The following is a 17,860-nucleotide window of genomic DNA, read 5'->3' on the forward strand; positions in this document are numbered from 1 at the left end:
GAAACATTACCAGCGCAATATCGAACTTTTTTGTAACCTGGTGCAGCACGAAGAGGTTTTTCTGTGAAAACTGCCGTTAAAGCACAGCGGCCGGCGGTGACGTTCGGCGAATCGGGATCAGATATTCACAGCGGATCGCCGTACCGCGTGCATTACAAACCTCTCCCTGTGCAGGGTAAAAACGCTCGATATCCTGTCCGGGACGGCGCACAGCTTTCATCATGGGCATCGCGGAGTCGTACAGGCGATCGACGAAGTTTGGCAACTCTTCGACCTGCCCCTGATAGGTAAAGCTGGCGTAATCGCCCTGCTCGATCAGGATCTGCTCCCCTTCGGCCTGTTCATCTGCCAGCGCCAGTGTATAGGCCATGCGTTGACCATCAAGCTGTCGGTTGTCCGCTTCCAGACTGGTGAGGCCGTAGACTACCGCCGGTGGCGCGACTTCGGGTTGCAGCACCTGGTTCCAGACGTACTGGCGCAGCTCATTTTTCGAATGCTGCATTTGCCCCAGAGTGCAGCTGCGACGCTGGGTACGCCCCACCAGCTGCATGGCCGGCAGAGTGACAATACTCCCCTGAGGCAATGGGCCTTCTGCCATCCGCAGCGGCGGCTGCATGCCGTGGCTGGACCAATCCGCACTGCGGCGATAGCCGGCCGGCGGCAAACCGAACTGTTTTTTGAAGCAACGGGTGAAGGTCTGCTGGGAATCGAACTGGTACTTATCGGCAATGCAGGCCACGCCGGTATGGGTGAGCCGCAGCTCCCGCGCGGCGGCGGTCAAACGTCTGCGCCGGGCGTAAGTGCCCAGAATATGGCCGGTCAACTGCTTGAACAGCCGCTGCAAATGCCATTTGGAATAGCCGGATTTGGCGGCAATATCGTCCAGCGTCAGCGGCTGGTCGAGGTTTGCTTCAATCCAGGCCAGCAGTTGCGCAATTACCTGTTGCTGATACATGGCGCTTCCTTTTAATTATTGTTCCCGCTGCTCGAGCAGGCGTTGTGCCAGCTCATGGGCCTGTTGCTCACTGGCCACCACCATCACCGGATAACCCCAGAAACGGCTGGCGAAATCGACAAACTCTTCCGCCGCCTTTCGGCGCATGTCGTCCGGCTCGATCAGCACCATACCTTTAACCCATTTCGCTAACGCCTCACGGTGATCGCGTTTCCACAGGGCGACCTGGGTACGCTCGTCGCGATCCTGCTCGCCGCTTTCGTCCATACGACGATCGCAAAGCAGCACAAACGGCTGTTCACGCTGCAGCAAGGTGCTGAATTCGGCAAATTCGGCGAGGGTATCTTTCGGTTCGCCGGCGGCTTGCTGACGCATCCAGACCAGTGGGAAGGTTGCAGAATCTAATGACATGAGATTTCTCCTAAGAGTTCGGAAACGTGCGCTTACTTTATCGGCGGAAGCACTAGACCACATTGCACAATCAGGACATAATGTTTTTCATTTGCGCCAAATTGAGAATTATTCTCATGCCTTTTGTCACTCAACCGCTTTTCGATATCGATCGGGTGCCCCGGGCAGTTTTTGCCGTGCAGGGTTCCACCGTTAACAAGGATTGGGAAGTCGCCCATCACCGGCACCAAAAAGCGCAGCTGATTTATACGATGCGCGGCATGATCCGCTGCGAAGTGGAAAACGGCCTGTGGCTGGTTCCGCCGCAGTGTGCGCTTTGGATGCCCAGCAACGTGCTGCACAACGCTCAGGGTACCGGGGCCACCGAATGTTACGCGCTGTTTGTCGATCAGGCTGCCATCGCCGGGTTGCCGACCAGCTGCTGTACGTTGGCCGTTTCGCCGTTGCTGCGCGAACTGCTGTTGCAGGCCAGCGGGTTTGATCCGCTGTATGACGAGCAAGGCGCTGAAGGGCGACTGATTGGCGTACTCTTGGATCAATTGGCCGCCGCGCCGATTGAGAACCTGCACTTACCGGTCTCCAATGACGCGCGCATTCGCCAACTGACCGAGCGCCTGCTGGCCGATCCGGCGGACAAAGCCACCCTCAGCCAATGGGCTCAGCGCATTGGCATGAGCGAACGCACCCTCAACCGCACCCTGCAGCAGCAAATGGGCATGAGCTTTGGCCACTGGCGACGGCAACTGCACGTGATGCTGGCGCTGCAACGCCTGACCAAGGGGGAGACCGTACAGCGGGTGGCGCTGGATTTGGGCTATGAGAGCGCCAGTGGCTTCGTCACCATGTTTCGCAAAGCCGTCGGCAAACCGCCGGCACGCTATCTGGCGGAGAAAACCGCGGCGGATCGGGCGCAGGGTGGTTGGATCACCTTGTGAAATAACCAGACAAAAAGGCCGGCAACGAGGCCGGCCTGGAAAATTTGTCAGGAGCGATCAGAAGTCGTAGAACACCGTCACCCAGGTGGAGTCCGGTTCGTTGTCGCTGCTGTTGGCCAGCGTCCGTTCCACATACACCGACAGGCCGTAGCCGATGGTGGTACCCGCCCCAAGGTAAACGTGATTGGCGTGGTACTCCTCGTCGCCCTTCAATTGCAGCGAGTCCGCGGCCACATAAGGCTGGATCGATTTCAGGAAAGGCTTGTCGATATTAAAGGTATAACCGACAAAGCCTTCTACCCCGTAACCGCTCCCGGCGAAATAATGCGACAAGGTACGTTCACGGGTGCTCGGCACATAGTCTTTGTAATAGCTGGCGGTCCCGACGATATACCAGTTATTCGGTTGCCAGGTCAGCGCGGTGCCGGACAACTGCTGGTGATACTCTTTCTCGTTATATTGATTGTCTTTGATTTTTGCGTCGGTGTAGCTGTAGGCCGCGCTGAAGGTTAATTCCTTCGTCGCCTTATAATCAAACCCCAACCCGCCGCCGCCTTTACGGCGATAGATGAGATTATCCGCCGTGTGCAAATCGTCTTCTGGTAATAAATAGTTGGCGTATAAGGTGACCGGCCCAAAATCATTGGTGTATTTCAGGCTGTTCTTCGGTTTATTACCGCCGTCGTAGTCGCCGGAAATGCCAATGCCGGTGCCGCCCGCATGACCATCGTTATCCCAGACGTCGCTTTTAATGCCGACAACCGAATAATAAATGCCGTATTGGTGACCAAAGGTTAAGGTGCCGTAGCGGTCATCTTTGAAGCCACCGTACAGCTGGCGCTGATAGTCGCGTTTGCCGTCTTCGTTGTAGTGGCCGTCCCAGCTCAGCGCGTGTGCCAGATCGACGCCCCACTCGTAGTAGCCGATAACCGAGGTATCCTGCGTCAGCGCATAGTCACCGCTGAAGCGAAAGCGCGTGCCGCCATCATGACCATTTTTATAATATCCCGGCTCCGGGCCATTATTAAATATCCACTCGGGGCGAATACTGCCGCCAACTTTCAAACTCAGCGGTGCCAGCAACACATTGCTTTGCGGGTTTTTATCCAGAATGGTGATTTCTGCCTGCGCGCCGGCGGATAACGCCGACAGCACAACGCCGCCAATGAATATTGGCGTTTTTATATATCTCATTATTACCCCTGCCCGAAAAATTATTGTTATAAATACGGTGGTCTTGAGCCACGCATAAACAATTACCCGATGTGTGCAAATGACGCAAGTTATAAAAATTCATGTCATAACCTGAGATTATCCACCACAGGATGACTTTTTCACCACAAAAGTATTCAACTGTAATTCAATGCAAGACAATGTAATTAACCGCTCACATAACGTACAAAGCAGGAGTTTTTAACCCAAAGAAACCTCCGTTATTATCGGGTTTTTATTATAAGAGATAACAAATAAATATTATTACAGCGACCAAACAATAACGCAGCTAAATTAATTATTTGTTATCTGCCAACAAGGAAAACCAGGAACCCCACGCAGCGACACGGCAACGATCACCCTCCACCCACTCTTCACATTGTGATTTTCACCCCAGCCTGGGTAGAAATCACTCCCCTCCGGCATGAATAATGATTATTATTCGCAAACAGAAGGCCCGGCGCGCCACGATGCGACCGGCCGGATTTTGCTTTGAATTCAATGTTGAGCTTTTTAGCCTCTGGGCAACCGCCCTGCGGCGACAGGCATTTTAACTCCATGGAGAGGTTATGAACTCTGCAACAACGACCAGCCGCCGCTTTGGCGCACGCGCCGCTTTCCCACTGCTGCTGCTGACTTCAATGCTGTTTTCCGCCCCGCTGCTGGCCCAGGGCGAGCCGGAACTGCTGCGTAAGCCCGTCGGCAAAGGCGCTTACGAGATGGTCTACAGCCAGGGCGAGAACGCGCTGTATCTGGCCACTTCGCAAAGCCGCAAGCTGGACAAAGGCGGCGTGGTGTATCGTTTGGATCCGCAAACGCTGGATATCACCCAGATCATTCACAACGATATCAAACCTTTCGGCGCGGCCATTAATAGCAAAACCGACACGCTGTTCTTCGGCAACACCGTCAATAACTCGGTCACTGCCATCGACGGTAAAACCGGTGAGGTCAAAGGCCGCCTGGTGCTGGATGCGCGTAAACGCTCCGAAACGGTAAAACCGCTGGCACCGCGTGAGCTGGTGGCCGACGCCACCACCGACACCCTGTATATCACCGGGCTGGGTGAATCCAGCGTGGTTTGGGTGGTAGACGGCAAAGACCTGACCCTGCGCACCACCATCACCGAAACCGGCAAATACGGTACCGGTCTGGCACTGGATGCGGCCGCAAGCCGCCTGTACGTGACCAACGCCGACGGCGAGCTGGTGACTATCGACACCAAAACCAACAAGGTGCTCAGCCGCAAGAAATTGGACGAGTCCAAAGAGCACTTCTTCCTGAACATCAGCCTGGATCCTGCCACGCATCGCGCCTTTATCACCGACTCCAAGCAGGCCCAGGTGCTGGTGGTCGATACCCGCGACGGCAAGATTCTGAGCAAAATCGACGTGCCGGAATCACTGGCGGTCCTGTTCAACCCGACGCGCAATGAGGTGTATGTCACCCATCGTCAGGCAGGCCAGGTCAGCGTGATCGACGCCAAGAACTACAAGCTGCTGCAAACCATCAAGACCCCAACCCATCCGAACAGCCTGGCGCTGTCACCGGATGGCCAGACGCTGTACGTGAGCGTCAAACAGGCTTCCAGCCGCGAGAAAGAAGCCACGGCGCCGGACGACGTGATCCGTATCGCGTTGAAATAACGGCATAAGGGCGCCCCGGCGCCCTTTTTTGATCGGTAGCTATGGCTTTCCCGCCAGCCCGTCAGCGTCCTGAACCACCGCCTTTTTAGTGGCTCGCTGGTAAAGGCACAGTTCTCTGCGCGCTTTGTTATGCATAAACGCCTGCGGATAGCGCCCAGCGATCAACAGGGCCGAGTAACCGATGTCGTCACCATAATGGATAATGCTGCCGACGGCTTTGGCCCCTTTCAAACTGCTGGCTTTCAGGCAGGCGGTTTGCAGTGCTTTATCGCCGCTGGCCCATGCTGCTTCAGAGGAGGCCCCGGCGCTGAACGCCGTCATCACGGCGGCAAACACGATAAAAACTCTGATCATTATTTTCTCTCCTGAATAACGTCGCTCTCAGCAGTATATGCAGCCATTTATTCTTCGGCCATCAGAGCCACGCCCCTTATTTACACCTTTTTTATTCCGGCTATAAATAAAGTTACGGCGTTTTTACAGACAGGTTTTAGGGGCGCAGATAACATCATTACATCGCCAATATGGCCTTACGAGACGGATGCCTCATGTGTTTATCCCCTGCCCTGATAATAATTTCCCCCGCGGCTTTAATTCATTTCGGGGGCTGCCATGCATGCTAACGTTATTGGTTTTAACCCACTGCTGGCAGATATTCCTGCTTCGCAGGCGCGTTCATTCCACAAAGAAGTGGAACAGTATTTACAGCGCTATCCGGACACCGAACACGTCGATATTTATCTCAACGATCTGAACGGTCAATTCCGCGGGAAACGGCTGCCTGTCGCCGAGGTGTTTGCGCTGGATAAAGGCTGTTATTTCCCGCTGTCGATCTACGCCATGGATCTTGGCGGCCAGGTCATTGAAGAAAGCGGGCTGGGCCAGCAGGCCGGCGAGCCGGACAGGTTGTGTCTGCCGGTGCCCGGAACCTTGCGGCCCTGCGCCCGCGATCCGCAGCACCATGCCCAATTGCTGCTGACGATGAAAAATGCCGACGGCGACGCCTGCGAACTGGAGCCGCGTGTGGTGCTGCAACGGGTGCTCAAACGCCTGCATGCCAAGGGTTACTTCCCGGTCGTGGCGGCAGAGCTGGAGTTTTATCTGCAGGATCCGCAGCAGCAACCGGCTGAGGCCGGACAGTGCCCGACGCAGAGTTTTTCTGTCGATGCACCGGAGCGCCACCAGGCGTTGCTCAATGACATCGAACATCAGGCCCGGCTGCAGGCCTTGCCGCTGACCGGCGTGGTCGCCGAAGCCGCCTCCGGCCAGTATGAGCTGAATCTGCATCACAGCGCTCGCGTACTGGAGGCCTGCGATCAGGTGCTGGCCCTGAAGCGGCTGACGCGCCAGATCGCCGAGAAACACCACCAGCACGCCTGCTTTATGGCCAAGCCCTGTGCTCAGGCCGCCGGTAGCGGTTTGCATTTTCATATCAGCCTGCAGGATGAGCAGGGCAACAACCTGCTGGCAAGCCTGCCGGGCGAGTTGAGCGCCACCATGACGCAGGTGATGGCGGGCATGCTGGCGCTGATGCCAGCCTCGATGGCGATATTCGCGCCCAACGTTAACGCCTTCCGCCGCTTTCGTCCCGGTATGCACGTGCCGCTGCGCGCCTCCTGGGGGCACAATAACCGCACGGTGGCACTGCGTTTACCCTGCGCCGACCATGCCAACCAGCGCATCGAATACCGGCTGGCCGGGGCCGATGCCAACCCGTATCTGGCCGTAGCGGCGATGCTGAGCGGCATGCTGTATGGGCTGGAGCACACGCAACCCCTGCCGCCGGCAGCCTGCGGCAACGGCTATGAAAATGGCGACGCGGTGGCACTGCCGCTCAGCCAGCAGGAAGCATTGACGTTATTCCGGCAAACGCTACCGTTGCAGGAAAGCCTCGGCCCAGCGTTTGCCGCGCTGTGGCACACCTGTAAGAGCGCCGAGCTGCGCCGCTTTGAAGCGCAGGTCACCGAAGCGGAAACCCGCTGGATGCTTTAACCCCCTATTCGTAACCTGAACAAGGAACGCAGCATGTCTCGTTTGGTTTTGATCTCGAATAAGCAGTGTGACGGCAAAGATCTGGCCTGCGCTACGCAGGCCCTATCGCCTGACAGCCAGAGCGACGACGATCGCGGGTTGTGGCTGGGCTGGAACGGTGACGTACAGAACTTTGGCGATGCGCCGCTGCGCCCAGTCAGTTACCAGCACCGCAGCGGCTACGAGCAGGTGACCTTTCCGTTATCGACCGAGGAGTTTCACTTCCACTATCAGGGCTACTATCACGACGGCCTGTGGCCAGTGTTCCATAACCACCCGGAGAAGGCGCATTTCACGCCGGAGAACTACCGCGCTTATCGGCAACTCAACCGGCATTTCGCCGATATCGCCTGCGAGTATGTTTGCCCGAACGACATCATCTGTATTGATGATTACCAGCTGTTGCCCTGCGGCCAGGCGCTGAAAGAACAGGGGTTGCTGAACCCCTGCGCGTTCTTCTTCCATTTGCCGTTCCCATCGACGGCGCTGCTCAGACAGATCCCCGAGCACCACGGCTTAATCGAATCGCTGTTTTTCTACGATCTGATCGGCTTTCAGACGCTCGACGACCGCAATAACTTTCTCAGTTATCTGACCCACGAATACCCGGTCGAAATGCTGCCCGACGGCCAGCTGCAGGTTAACGGGCACATCTTCGCCACCGGCATTTTCCCCGCTGGGATCAACGCCAGAAAGATTTACTGACCCGGCCCTCGGTGGGGCGTTGCCACTCCCCCTGCAACGCCCAACCGCTCACCCCGGGATTTCAACCGTTCGGCACCCTATAGCACCGTTGACTGAAATTCGCATGTCTTCCCCAGCCCCAACCCGCAATGATGAGCTGTTCCTAAACTCGTCATACTTCAAGTTGCATCGTTGTTGGCTACGATTGCTCACCCGAATCACTTACTTATGTAAGTTCATCGGGCTTCGCGCCCTTGCCGCCTCAATGCCACTCGAATTATTTAGAGTTCGTACCCGAACGTTATCCGCACCGGGCCGCGTGCCTGAAACATCTTATAAGCGGGTTAACTCATTCATTTTGCAGATTTGAACTAAGGACACCTCAATGAACAGAGAGGGAATTTTAAAACACATACCCTGGATGCTGCTGGGAATACTCGGCGCGTCCTGCCTGGGCGTGGTTGCGCTGCGCCGTGGCGAACACATCAGCGCGCTGTGGATCATCGTCGCCTCGGTGGCGGTGTATCTGGTGGCTTACCGTTATTACAGCCTGTACATCGCCACCAAGGTGATGAAGCTGGACGCCTTCCGCGCGACGCCGGCGGTGGTCAATAACGACGGCCTGAACTACGTGCCAACCAACAAAAACGTGCTGTTCGGCCACCACTTCGCCGCCATTGCCGGGGCTGGCCCGCTGGTGGGCCCGGTGCTGGCAGCGCAGGTCGGCTACCTGCCCGGCACGCTGTGGCTACTGGGCGGCGTGGTGCTGGCGGGGGCGGTGCAGGACTTTATGGTGCTGTTCATTTCCTCGCGCCGCAACGGCGCTTCGCTTGGCGAGATAATCAAAAAGGAAATGGGCCCGGTACCGGGGACCATCGCGCTGTTTGGCTGCTTCCTGATCATGATCATCATCCTGGCGGTGCTGGCCTTGATCGTGGTGAAAGCGCTGGCGGAAAGCCCGTGGGGCGTGTTCACCGTCTGTTCCACCGTGCCGATTGCCCTGTTTATGGGCGTTTACATGCGCTTCCTGCGTCCGGGACGGGTGGGCGAAGTGTCGATCATTGGCATCGTGCTGCTGGTAGCTTCCATCTGGTTCGGCGGCGTGATTGCCCACGATCCGTACTGGGGCCCGGCGCTGACCTTTAAAGACACCACCATCACCTATACGCTGATTGGTTATGCGTTCGTTTCCGCCCTGCTGCCGGTCTGGCTGATCCTGGCGCCGCGCGACTATCTGGCGACCTTCCTGAAAATTGGCGTTATCGTCGGGCTGGCGATTGGCATCGTGATCCTCAACCCTGAGCTGAAAATGCCGGCGATCACCCAGTTTGTCGACGGGACAGGCCCGGTGTGGAAAGGCTCGGTGTTCCCGTTCCTGTTCATTACCATCGCCTGTGGCGCCGTGTCCGGCTTCCATGCGTTGATCGCCTCCGGCACCACGCCGAAGCTGCTGGCCAATGAAAAAGACGCGCGCTTTATCGGTTACGGCGCGATGCTGATGGAGTCCTTCGTGGCCATCATGGCGTTGGTGGCGGCTTCGATTATCGAGCCGGGCCTGTACTTCGCCATGAACACCCCGCCGGCAGCACTGGGCATCACCATGCCTGACCTGCACCGTTTGGGTACCGAAGATGCGCCGATGATCATGGCGTCACTGAAAGATGTGACCGCCCACGCGGCGGCGACCGTCAGCTCATGGGGCTTTGTCATCAGCCCGGAACAGATCCTGCAGACCGCCAAGGACATCGGCGAGCCTTCGGTACTGAACCGCGCCGGTGGCGCACCTACGCTGGCAGTGGGTATCGCCCACGTGTTCCACCAGATCATTCCCGGCGCCAACATGGGCTTCTGGTACCACTTCGGTATTCTGTTTGAAGCGCTGTTTATTCTGACCGCGCTGGATGCCGGTACCCGTTCCGGCCGCTTTATGCTGCAGGACCTGCTGGGCAACTTCGTGCCGTTCCTGAAAAAAACCGACTCGCTGGTGGCCGGTATTGTCGGCACCGCCGGCTGCGTTGGCCTGTGGGGTTACCTGTTGTATCAAGGGGTGGTCGATCCGCTCGGCGGCGTGAAGAGCCTGTGGCCGCTGTTCGGCATCTCCAACCAGATGCTGGCCGCCGTGGCGCTGGTGTTGGGTACCGTGGTGCTGATTAAGATGAAGCGTACCCAATACATTTGGGTCACCGTGCTGCCGGCGGTATGGCTGCTGATTTGTACCACTTACGCCCTGGGTCTGAAGCTGTTCAGCGACAATCCTCAGTTGGAAGGCTTCTTCTTCCAGGCCGGTGAGTACAAGCGCAAAATCGCCGAAGGCGGTGCCGAGCTGACCGCTCAGCAAGTGGCTAACATGAACCATATCGTGGTGAACAACTACACCAACGCCGGGCTGAGCATTCTGTTCCTGCTGGTGGTGTACAGCATCATCTTCTACGGGGTGAAAACCGCCATGGCGGCGCATAAAAACCCGAACCGCAGCGACCAGGAAACGCCGTACGTGCCGGTGCCTGAAGAAGCGCCCTCCAACGGCGTAACTGAGGGGGACGTCAAAGTTTCACCGCAGCACTGATGGTGATTTAACGGATACCCTGCATAATGAAAGCTGTTATGCAGGGTAATTTTTTGGGGAGAAGGCGATGTTCGGAAATCTCGGCCAGGCGGGGAAATACCTCGGTCAGGCAGCGCGCATGTTAGTGGGCGTGCCCGACTACGATACCTACGTCCAGCACATGAAAGACAACCACCCGGACAAACCGGTGATGACCTATAAAGAGTTTTTCCGCGAACGCCAGCAGGCCCGCTACGGTGGGGACGGCAAAGGCGGCATGCGCTGCTGTTAATAAGGACCCGTAATGAAACCCATCGCAGTCACCATTCTGACCGGCTTTTTGGGCGCCGGTAAAACCACTCTGCTACGCCATATTCTCAACGCCGAGCACGGCTACAAGATTGCGGTAATCGAAAACGAATTCGGCGAAGTGCCGATCGACAATGCGCTGATTGGCGACCGCGCCAGCCGCATCACCACCCTGAGCAACGGCTGCATCTGCTGCAGCAAATCCAACGAACTGGCCGATGCGCTGCTGGACTTGCTGGACGGCGTAGACCAGGGCCAGTTGGCGTTCGATCGATTGATCATCGAATGCACCGGCATGGCCGATCCCGGCCCAATCACCCAGACCTTTTTCTCGCACGAGATCCTCTGCCAACGCTTCCTGCTGGACGGCATCATCACCCTGGCGGACGCCGCACATGCTGACCAACAACTGACCCAGTTCAGCATCGCGCAGGCGCAGGTGGGCTACGCCGACCGCATTCTGCTGACCAAAACCGACGTGGCACCGGACTGCGAAGCGCTGATCCAACGCCTGCAGCAGATGAACGCCCGCGCACCGGTGTATAAAGTGACGCACGGCGATATCGATCTCAGCGTACTGTTCGACATCGAAGGTTTTGTGCTGAACGACAAGCTGACCCTGACGCCGCCGGCGCCGCTGTTCCGCCGCATTCCGCAAGCGCAAAACAACATTGGTTCGATCGTGGTGTACCACGACCAACCGCTGGAGCTGATGCAGATTTCCGAAGTAATGGAGGGCCTGCTGCTGGAATACGCCGACAGCCTGCTGCGTTATAAGGGCATTTTGTCGATCAAGGACGAGCCGCGCCGGCTGTTATTCCAGGGCGTACAACGGCTGTATAACGCAGACTGGGATCGCGAGTGGCTGCCGGAGGAAGAGCGCCGCAGCACCTTGGTGTTTATTGGCGTAGATTTGCCGGAGGAGGAGATCCGGGCAAGGTTTGCCGAGTTGGGTTGATAGAGCCCTTTCGAGTTAAGTGGCGCAATCTGAAGTGCCATCATAGGTTGCGCTGCGAAGACAGAACAGCAGTGGCATGCTAAAATATGAGCAATGACTGAGGATGCCAAAATGCCGCAAAGATCTCTCGTTAGTGTTGCACGTTATGTCCATAAACTCGCAAAAGATCATGAAATTACAGATTACCGCGACGGCATTAGCCGTATGGCGGTTGCCATTACTGGTCTGGCTGACGACACCGTCGAATTGGATGACGTTGAACAACTCATGGTTAATCTTAAACGCAAAGGTGTGCTTACCAAGTCTGAAATACTTAGCCTTCAGGGTCGTTACTTCCTTGAACAAAGGAATGCCCGCAAGAAATTAACAACATGATTTTTGACCCGTTCGGCGACTTTGATGCTGCTGGCTATCTTCAGAATACCCTGCACCTCAAAGAACCGGCTGAAATAAAAAAGTCTGAACATCTCTCTTTCGAATTAAGTATCGAAGATGCCCTCAGTTATCTCGCCCAAACAAAGCACATCAACTACTCGTCTGTTCTTAAAGTTCACGAAATTCTTTTCTCTGAATTCTATCCTTGGGCGGGAAAGGATCGAAATGAACTAGTTCCTCATCTGGCCGTCTTCAAAGGCTCAGAGAAAAATTCGCGCCATACTGTCTTTGAGCGACCTGATTCTATTCGTCTGGCCGTTGATTATGCACTGCGACTCGCAGTGGACAAGGAACGCTTCAGGGAACGGCCAGGGGAGGTTATGGGATTATTGGCTTTTGCGCATCCCTTTCTTGACGGCAATGGCCGTACTATTTTGCTGGTGTTTATGGAACTCAGCTTCCGTGCCGGATTCACCATTAACTGGCCAGAGAGCAATAAAAATGACTATCTCCAGGCTTTGACTGACGAGATAAACGCCCCCTCTCAGAGACATCTTGACCATTATCTGCAGCCTTTTGTCGTCGACATATCAAGCCGTGATGACTGGCCGACCATCATCGGAGGGATAAAAGGGCTGGATGGCTTAGATAAAGAAAATATCTCCTACGGCAGTCTGGATGATCCTGAAATTCAAAAAATTTATATGACGTACCGTGGGAAATAATAAAACCCGCCTCCCCCTTACCCCTTCTGAAAATAAGGCCCCGCCGCTACCGAATCGCGCAGGATCAGGCTGGCCGGGAAGGTGGGGCGCTTGCTCAGCTCGCCGCCGTCCAGCATCGACACCAGCCGATTGATGGTTTCCTTGATCATGTCGGTTACCGGCATTTTCATGCTGGAGAGCGAAGGGATGGTATAAGGCGCCAGCGGGATGTCATCAAAACCAATCACCGAAACGGCGGACGGCACCGGAATTTGGCGCTCCGTCAACCGCTTGATAGCGCCGATAGCCATCTCGTCGTTGCTGGCGACAATGGCGCTGAAAGCGCTGCCGCTGGCCACCAGCGTATCAACCGCCGCCATGCCGCTTTGCGCATTCCACTTCCCCTCGACAATCAGGGCGCTATTGACGGCGATCCCCTGCTCCGCCAACGCGGCTTTATAGCCGGAAAGCCGCTCCAGCCCGGTGGGCGAATCCAGCGAGCCGGTGATGAACGCGATATCGCGGTGCCCCTGTTCGATCAGGTGCCCCACTGCCGCCGCGCTGGTGGCGTGCTGATCGCTGAAGATGCAGTAGCTGTCGTTCAGCCTTAACCGACGGTTGATCACCAGGATCGGCTGTTTGTGCTGGGAAATGATCTCGTCCATTTCCGCGATCGACAGAAAGCGCGGGTAGATGATCACGCCGTCGCAGCGTAGGTCCAACAGGAATTGAATGGCGGCCTTTTCTTCTTCGGCGGTGTGCTTGCCGTCCGCCAGGATCAGTTGGCGGCCGTGCTCTTCCATGATGCGCGCCGACTGGAACATCAGCTCGCTGAAATAGTTGCCGCTGTACAGCGTGTTGGTGACCACCAGCCCGATGGTCTGAGTGGTTTTGGTGGCGAGGTTGCGCGCCAGCAGATTGGGCCGATAGCCGGTCTCGGCGATGGCTTTCTCTACCCGTTCGCGCTTCTCCGGGCCCACATAGCCGCTGCCGGATAACACGCGGGACACCGTCGCTTTAGAAACGCCGGCCCTTTTTGCCACCTCAAGTATTGTTGCCATCTCTGCGCCGTCAAAATCCAGGGTTCCGCGCAGTCTACCCAAGACGCCCCACCTTTGGAATGTTTTCGCGCCTGCCGTTGCCGCCCTTCCCAGCCTTAAAGTGACTGACCTCACGAAATGAAAAACCAAAAAATCATAATTCTTGCCAGAGTTAAAACAGATCAGCATGATTTTGTGAAACCGGTTTCTTGTGGGCGTTTCATTGAGATGGAACGGCGGATCGCCCAGGCGCGTACTTATACCCTAAATAATTGGAGCGGCATCACAACAAAACCAAGGGTTTTGTTGAACAGCGCTTGCGCTGGCCCCAACGGGGCGAGGCTTTGCCGAGTAACGCGGCCAGCGAGTCTCATCCCGATGAGCTTACTCAAGTAAGTGATTCGGGTGAGTGACAAATCTGTCGGGAACAGATTTGAACGCTGCTTGCAGCGGCCCTGAAGGGGCAAGACCCACGATGGGTCTTATAACGCAGCCAACACAGATGCAGCTTCAAGTATGACGGGTATACCCATAATCTAAGAGACGATACTCCATGCCGAAGAACTACACAGAGATCTCGCACGCCATCGTGGATGCGTTGGGCGGCCGCGCGAACGTCGAAGCCGTTACGCACTGCATGACCCGCCTGCGATTCGTGGTGAAAGACAAGGCGCTGATCGACACGCCAAGACTCAAAGCGATTAGCGGCGTGATGGGCGTGGTGCACAGCGGCGAGCAGTGCCAGGTGATCATCGGCAACGAAGTGTCGAAAGCCTATCAGGCGGTGCTGGCGCTCGGCATGCCGGGTAACGCCCCCGCGGCCGCACCGGCAAAGCGTAAAATCACCCTGAAAAGCATTGGCGCCGGGATCCTCGACGCGCTGGTCGGCACCATGTCGCCGCTGATCCCGGCCATCATCGGCGGTTCGATGGTGAAGCTGCTGGCGATGATGCTGGATATGGCTGGCGTGTTCGACAAAGGCTCGTCGACGCTGATCATCCTCAATGTGATTGGCGACGGCGCGTTCTTCTTCCTGCCGGTGATGGTCGCCGCGTCGGCCGCCCTTAAATTCAAAACCAACATGTCGCTGGCGATCGCCATTGCCGGTGTGCTGTTGCACCCTAACTTTATCGATCTGATGGCCAAGGCGGCGCAGGGCCAGGCGGTGGAGTTCGCCTACATTCCGGTGACGGCGGTGAAATACACCTACACGGTGATCCCGGCGCTGGTGATGACCTGGATCCTGTCGTATATCGAACGATGGGTCGATCGCATCACCCCGGCGGTGACCAAGAACTTCCTTAAGCCGATGCTGATTGTGCTGATCGCCGCGCCGATCGCAATTGTGTTGATCGGCCCGTTGGGCATCTGGATCGGCAGCGGTATCTCGGCGCTGGTGTATACCGTGCATGGCTATTTGGGCTGGCTTTCCGTCGCCATTATGGGGGCGATCTGGCCGCTGCTGGTGATGACCGGCATGCACCGAGTCTTCACCCCGACCATCATTCAGACCATCGCCGAAACCGGCAAAGAAGGCATGGTGATGCCTTCGGAGATTGGCGCCAACCTGTCGCTCGGCGGCTCTTCGCTGGCGGTGGCGTTCAAAACCAAGAACCGCGAGCTGCGCCAGACCGCCTTGGCCGCCGCCGCTTCCGCCATTGTGGCGGGCATTTCCGAACCGGCGCTGTACGGCGTGGCGGTGCGGCTCAAACGCCCATTAATCGCCAGCCTGATCAGCGGCTTTATCTGCGGCGCCGTCGCCGGCATTGGCGGATTAGCCAGCCATTCGATGGCTTCGCCCGGTCTGTTCACCAGCGTGCAGTTCTTTGACCCGTCGAACCCGATGAGCATTGTCTGGGTCGGCGGCGTGATGGTGCTTTCCGTGGTGCTGTCATTCGTGCTCACGCTGCTGTTGGGCTTTGAAGACATTCCGGAAAGCGAAGAGGCCCCAACGACAACCGCGCCTGCGGCCAATACCGCTAACGCGACCCATTAACACACTATTTTTTACCCTACATAATTGGTGTTGCATCACGGCGGCAAGGCCGTACATCCCCAGGAGCTTAGTCAGCTAAGTGACTGGGGTGCGCGACAAATCTGTCAGGAACAGATTTGAACGCTGCTTGCAGCGGCCCCGAAGGGGCAAGACCCACGGATGGGTCTTGTAACGCAGCCAACACAGAGGCAACTTCAAGTATGACGGGTAATTGAGGATTGCATGTCTGATTCAACTTTCCCGCAAGGGTTTTTATGGGGCGGCGCCTTGGCCGCCAACCAGTCGGAAGGGGGCTATCGCGAGGGTGGCAAAGGGCTGACCACGGTTGACATGATCCCGCATGGCCCCAACCGCATGCCGGTAAAGCTTGGCCTGGAGAAGCGCTTTACCCTGCGCGAAGACGAGTTTTACCCCAGCCACGACGCGATTGATTTTTACCACCGCTACCGCGATGACATCGCGCTGATGGCGGAGATGGGCTTTAGCGTGTTCCGCACCTCCATCGCCTGGAGCCGGATTTACCCGAACGGCGACGAGCTGACGCCCAACCCGGAAGGCATCGCCTTCTACCGCAGCCTGTTCGAAGAGTGCCGCAAATACGGCATCGAACCGCTGGTGACACTGTGCCATTTCGACGTGCCGATGCACCTGGTGACCGAATACGGTTCCTGGCGCAACCGCAAAATGGTGGAGTTTTTCACCCGCTATGCCCGTACCTGCTTCGAAGCCTTCGACGGGCTGGTGAAGTATTGGCTCACCTTCAACGAGATCAACATTGTGCTGCACAGCCCGTTCTCCGGCGCAGGATTGGTGTTTGAGGCAGGCGAGAACCCCGAGCAGGTAAAATACCAGGCCGTACACCACGAACTGGTGGCCAGTGCATTGGCAACCCGCATCGCCCACGAGGTGAACCCCGCCAACCAGGTGGGCTGCATGCTGGCGGGCGGCAATTTTTACCCCTGGTCCAGCAAGCCGGAAGACATGTGGGCCGCGCTGGAGAAAGACCGCGAGAACCTGTTCTTTATCGACGTGCAGGCCCGCGGCGCCTATCCTTCTTATTCTGCCCGGGTATTCCGCGAGAAAGGCGTAAGCATCGTAATGGAGGAAGGCGACGCCGAGATCCTGAAGAACACCGTCGATTTTGTCTCCTTCAGCTATTACGCCTCGCGCTGCGCGTCTGCCGATATGAACGACAACAACAGCAGCGCCGCCAACGTGGTGAAATCCCTGACCAACCCGCATATTCCGCGCAGCGACTGGGGCTGGGGCATCGACCCGTTGGGTTTGCGCATCACCATGAACATGATGTACGACCGCTACCAAAAACCGCTGTTCCTGGTGGAAAACGGCCTGGGCGCGCACGACGAGTTCAATGCCGCAGGCGAGATAGCCGACGATTACCGCATCAGCTACCTGCGGGAACACATCCGCGCCATGGCCGACGCCATCGCCGACGGCGTGCCGGTGATGGGCTACACCACGTGGGGCTGCATTGACCTGGTGGCGGCATCGACCGGAGAAATGAGCAAGCGCTACGGGCTGGTTTATGTCGACCGCGACGACAACGGCAACGGTACCCTCGCCCGCACGCGCAAGAAATCCTTCTGGTGGTACAAGCAGGTGATTGCCAGTAATGGGGGGGATTTGGGGTGATGGGGAGGGATTATAAGGGCCGCTAATGGCGATTGTTGCGAGCCGAACAGGCCGAAGGATTCTGCCACGGCCTGCTGCTGTTCGGTGAACTTATGCAAAAGAACCCGCAATCCGACGACACCCAGTGGGAACAGCTGAATCACTACCTCAACGCGGCGGCTCACTTAGTACCGGCACGGTGTAACCTCTATGGCCGCGCGCTGCGCGAGATGGAGTGTCAGAGCTGATAAGTTAAAATAAAAACCAAAATAAATAATAAGAACGGTATTAGTTTTATACCGTTCTTATCACTCTGGTAAATCTCATAGATCTGACTGACACATCACGATAAACACATTCACGAAGGTAGGCATTTCCCCCGTGGCCTGGCATAGTTAACGCATTCGATAAATCGATGAGTTAACTG

17 protein-coding genes are annotated in these 17,860 nt (G+C 56.8%); 12 read left to right on the forward strand and 5 right to left on the reverse strand.

The genetic code is table 11. The annotated features are described in order from the left end of the window. Window positions 1-76: 76 nt before the first annotated feature. The gene (locus AC1RKC_RS18875) at window positions 77-955 is read right to left on the reverse strand and encodes a helix-turn-helix domain-containing protein (protein WP_020825053.1); all 879 of its coding nucleotides are present in this window, start codon (window positions 953-955) and stop codon (window positions 77-79) included. A 15-nt stretch (window positions 956-970) separates the two neighbouring features. After that, the gene (locus AC1RKC_RS18880) at window positions 971-1,366 is read right to left on the reverse strand and encodes a hypothetical protein (protein ID WP_020825052.1); all 396 of its coding nucleotides are present in this window, start codon (window positions 1,364-1,366) and stop codon (window positions 971-973) included. A gap of 116 nt (window positions 1,367-1,482) precedes the next feature. On the opposite strand from AC1RKC_RS18880, the gene AC1RKC_RS18885 reads away from it, so the two are divergent. Further along, window positions 1,483-2,301, forward strand: a complete 819-nt coding sequence (locus AC1RKC_RS18885; RefSeq protein ID WP_020825051.1) for an AraC family transcriptional regulator — start codon at window positions 1,483-1,485, stop codon at window positions 2,299-2,301. Between the two features lie 57 nt (window positions 2,302-2,358). Here AC1RKC_RS18885 and AC1RKC_RS18890 read toward each other — a convergent pair whose 3' ends face one another. After that, window positions 2,359-3,495, reverse strand: a complete 1,137-nt coding sequence (locus tag AC1RKC_RS18890; RefSeq protein ID WP_020825050.1) for a porin — start codon at window positions 3,493-3,495, stop codon at window positions 2,359-2,361. Window positions 3,496-4,082: 587 nt separating this feature from the next. Here AC1RKC_RS18890 and yncE point away from each other — a divergent pair. Further along, a complete protein-coding gene (gene yncE, locus AC1RKC_RS18895) occupies window positions 4,083-5,159 on the forward strand; it encodes a 7-bladed beta-propeller protein YncE (protein ID WP_048762869.1) in 1,077 nt (358 codons plus the stop codon). Window positions 5,160-5,198: 39 nt separating this feature from the next. Here the strand turns inward: yncE and AC1RKC_RS18900 are convergent, their stop codons facing one another. Further along, a complete protein-coding gene (locus tag AC1RKC_RS18900) occupies window positions 5,199-5,513 on the reverse strand; it encodes a hypothetical protein (protein ID WP_261104354.1) in 315 nt (104 codons plus the stop codon). Window positions 5,514-5,771: 258 nt separating this feature from the next. Here AC1RKC_RS18900 and AC1RKC_RS18905 point away from each other — a divergent pair, with 258 nt between their 5' ends. From AC1RKC_RS18905 to AC1RKC_RS18935, 7 genes are all read left to right on the forward strand, one after another. Next, window positions 5,772-7,151 (forward strand): glutamine synthetase family protein, encoded by a 1,380-nt coding sequence (locus tag AC1RKC_RS18905; protein ID WP_261448607.1) that lies wholly within the window; start codon window positions 5,772-5,774, stop codon window positions 7,149-7,151. Between the two features lie 33 nt (window positions 7,152-7,184). Then, window positions 7,185-7,895 (forward strand): trehalose-6-phosphate synthase, encoded by a 711-nt coding sequence (locus AC1RKC_RS18910; protein WP_048762866.1) that lies wholly within the window; start codon window positions 7,185-7,187, stop codon window positions 7,893-7,895. A gap of 364 nt (window positions 7,896-8,259) precedes the next feature. After that, window positions 8,260-10,440, forward strand: coding sequence for a carbon starvation CstA family protein (locus AC1RKC_RS18915; protein ID WP_046374598.1), 2,181 nt, complete (start codon window positions 8,260-8,262; stop codon window positions 10,438-10,440). Between the two features lie 67 nt (window positions 10,441-10,507). Beyond that, window positions 10,508-10,711 (forward strand): YbdD/YjiX family protein, encoded by a 204-nt coding sequence (locus tag AC1RKC_RS18920; RefSeq protein WP_004953088.1) that lies wholly within the window; start codon window positions 10,508-10,510, stop codon window positions 10,709-10,711. 12 nt (window positions 10,712-10,723) lie between these two features. Beyond that, window positions 10,724-11,686 (forward strand): GTPase, encoded by a 963-nt coding sequence (yjiA, locus tag AC1RKC_RS18925; RefSeq protein WP_414618539.1) that lies wholly within the window; start codon window positions 10,724-10,726, stop codon window positions 11,684-11,686. 111 nt (window positions 11,687-11,797) lie between these two features. Beyond that, window positions 11,798-12,061, forward strand: coding sequence for a hypothetical protein (locus AC1RKC_RS18930; RefSeq protein WP_041415195.1), 264 nt, complete (start codon window positions 11,798-11,800; stop codon window positions 12,059-12,061). Then, window positions 12,058-12,786: a Fic family protein gene (locus tag AC1RKC_RS18935; protein ID WP_046374600.1), complete on the forward strand. Its 729-nt coding sequence runs from the start codon at window positions 12,058-12,060 to the stop codon at window positions 12,784-12,786. Before AC1RKC_RS18930 ends, AC1RKC_RS18935 begins: the two co-directional genes overlap by 4 nt. Window positions 12,787-12,803: 17 nt before the next feature. Here AC1RKC_RS18935 and AC1RKC_RS18940 read toward each other — a convergent pair whose 3' ends face one another. Further along, window positions 12,804-13,826, reverse strand: a complete 1,023-nt coding sequence (locus tag AC1RKC_RS18940) for a LacI family DNA-binding transcriptional regulator (RefSeq protein WP_174573695.1) — start codon at window positions 13,824-13,826, stop codon at window positions 12,804-12,806. A 532-nt stretch (window positions 13,827-14,358) separates the two neighbouring features. Here AC1RKC_RS18940 and ascF point away from each other — a divergent pair. The 3 genes from ascF (at window position 14,359) to AC1RKC_RS18955 (ending at window position 17,681) form a co-directional block, all read left to right on the forward strand. Further along, on the forward strand, window positions 14,359-15,801 hold the full coding sequence (gene ascF / locus AC1RKC_RS18945; protein ID WP_262255863.1) for a PTS cellobiose/arbutin/salicin transporter subunit IIBC: 1,443 nt from the start codon (window positions 14,359-14,361) through the stop codon (window positions 15,799-15,801). A gap of 222 nt (window positions 15,802-16,023) precedes the next feature. Beyond that, the gene (locus AC1RKC_RS18950; RefSeq protein WP_493092701.1) at window positions 16,024-17,454 is read left to right on the forward strand and encodes a 6-phospho-beta-glucosidase; all 1,431 of its coding nucleotides are present in this window, start codon (window positions 16,024-16,026) and stop codon (window positions 17,452-17,454) included. A gap of 35 nt (window positions 17,455-17,489) precedes the next feature. Next, window positions 17,490-17,681, forward strand: coding sequence for a hypothetical protein (locus AC1RKC_RS18955; protein ID WP_240504986.1), 192 nt, complete (start codon window positions 17,490-17,492; stop codon window positions 17,679-17,681). The last annotated feature ends 179 nt before the right edge of the window (window positions 17,682-17,860 follow it).

The sequence above is a fragment of the Serratia sp. GW822-FHT06E05 genome (assembly GCF_058799445.1).

Excerpts from the sequence above, each read along its gene's own strand:
- AC1RKC_RS18915 (WP_046374598.1), top strand. The coding sequence starts at position 8,260 with ATGAACAGAGAGGGAATTTTAAAACACATACCCTGGATGCTGCTGGGA.
- yjiA (WP_414618539.1), top strand. The coding sequence starts at position 10,724 with ATGAAACCCATCGCAGTCACCATTCTGACCGGCTTTTTGGGCGCCGGT.
- yncE (WP_048762869.1), top strand. The coding sequence starts at position 4,083 with ATGAACTCTGCAACAACGACCAGCCGCCGCTTTGGCGCACGCGCCGCT.
- AC1RKC_RS18900 (WP_261104354.1), bottom strand. The coding sequence starts at position 5,513 with ATGATCAGAGTTTTTATCGTGTTTGCCGCCGTGATGACGGCGTTCAGC.
- AC1RKC_RS18875 (WP_020825053.1), bottom strand. The coding sequence starts at position 955 with ATGTATCAGCAACAGGTAATTGCGCAACTGCTGGCCTGGATTGAAGCA.
- AC1RKC_RS18940 (WP_174573695.1), bottom strand. The coding sequence starts at position 13,826 with ATGGCAACAATACTTGAGGTGGCAAAAAGGGCCGGCGTTTCTAAAGCG.
- AC1RKC_RS18880 (WP_020825052.1), bottom strand. The coding sequence starts at position 1,366 with ATGTCATTAGATTCTGCAACCTTCCCACTGGTCTGGATGCGTCAGCAA.
- AC1RKC_RS18890 (WP_020825050.1), bottom strand. The coding sequence starts at position 3,495 with ATGAGATATATAAAAACGCCAATATTCATTGGCGGCGTTGTGCTGTCG.
- AC1RKC_RS18885 (WP_020825051.1), top strand. The coding sequence starts at position 1,483 with ATGCCTTTTGTCACTCAACCGCTTTTCGATATCGATCGGGTGCCCCGG.
- AC1RKC_RS18950 (WP_493092701.1), top strand. The coding sequence starts at position 16,024 with ATGTCTGATTCAACTTTCCCGCAAGGGTTTTTATGGGGCGGCGCCTTG.
- AC1RKC_RS18935 (WP_046374600.1), top strand. The coding sequence starts at position 12,058 with ATGATTTTTGACCCGTTCGGCGACTTTGATGCTGCTGGCTATCTTCAG.
- AC1RKC_RS18920 (WP_004953088.1), top strand. The coding sequence starts at position 10,508 with ATGTTCGGAAATCTCGGCCAGGCGGGGAAATACCTCGGTCAGGCAGCG.
- ascF (WP_262255863.1), top strand. The coding sequence starts at position 14,359 with ATGCCGAAGAACTACACAGAGATCTCGCACGCCATCGTGGATGCGTTG.
- AC1RKC_RS18930 (WP_041415195.1), top strand. The coding sequence starts at position 11,798 with ATGCCGCAAAGATCTCTCGTTAGTGTTGCACGTTATGTCCATAAACTC.
- AC1RKC_RS18905 (WP_261448607.1), top strand. The coding sequence starts at position 5,772 with ATGCATGCTAACGTTATTGGTTTTAACCCACTGCTGGCAGATATTCCT.
- AC1RKC_RS18910 (WP_048762866.1), top strand. The coding sequence starts at position 7,185 with ATGTCTCGTTTGGTTTTGATCTCGAATAAGCAGTGTGACGGCAAAGAT.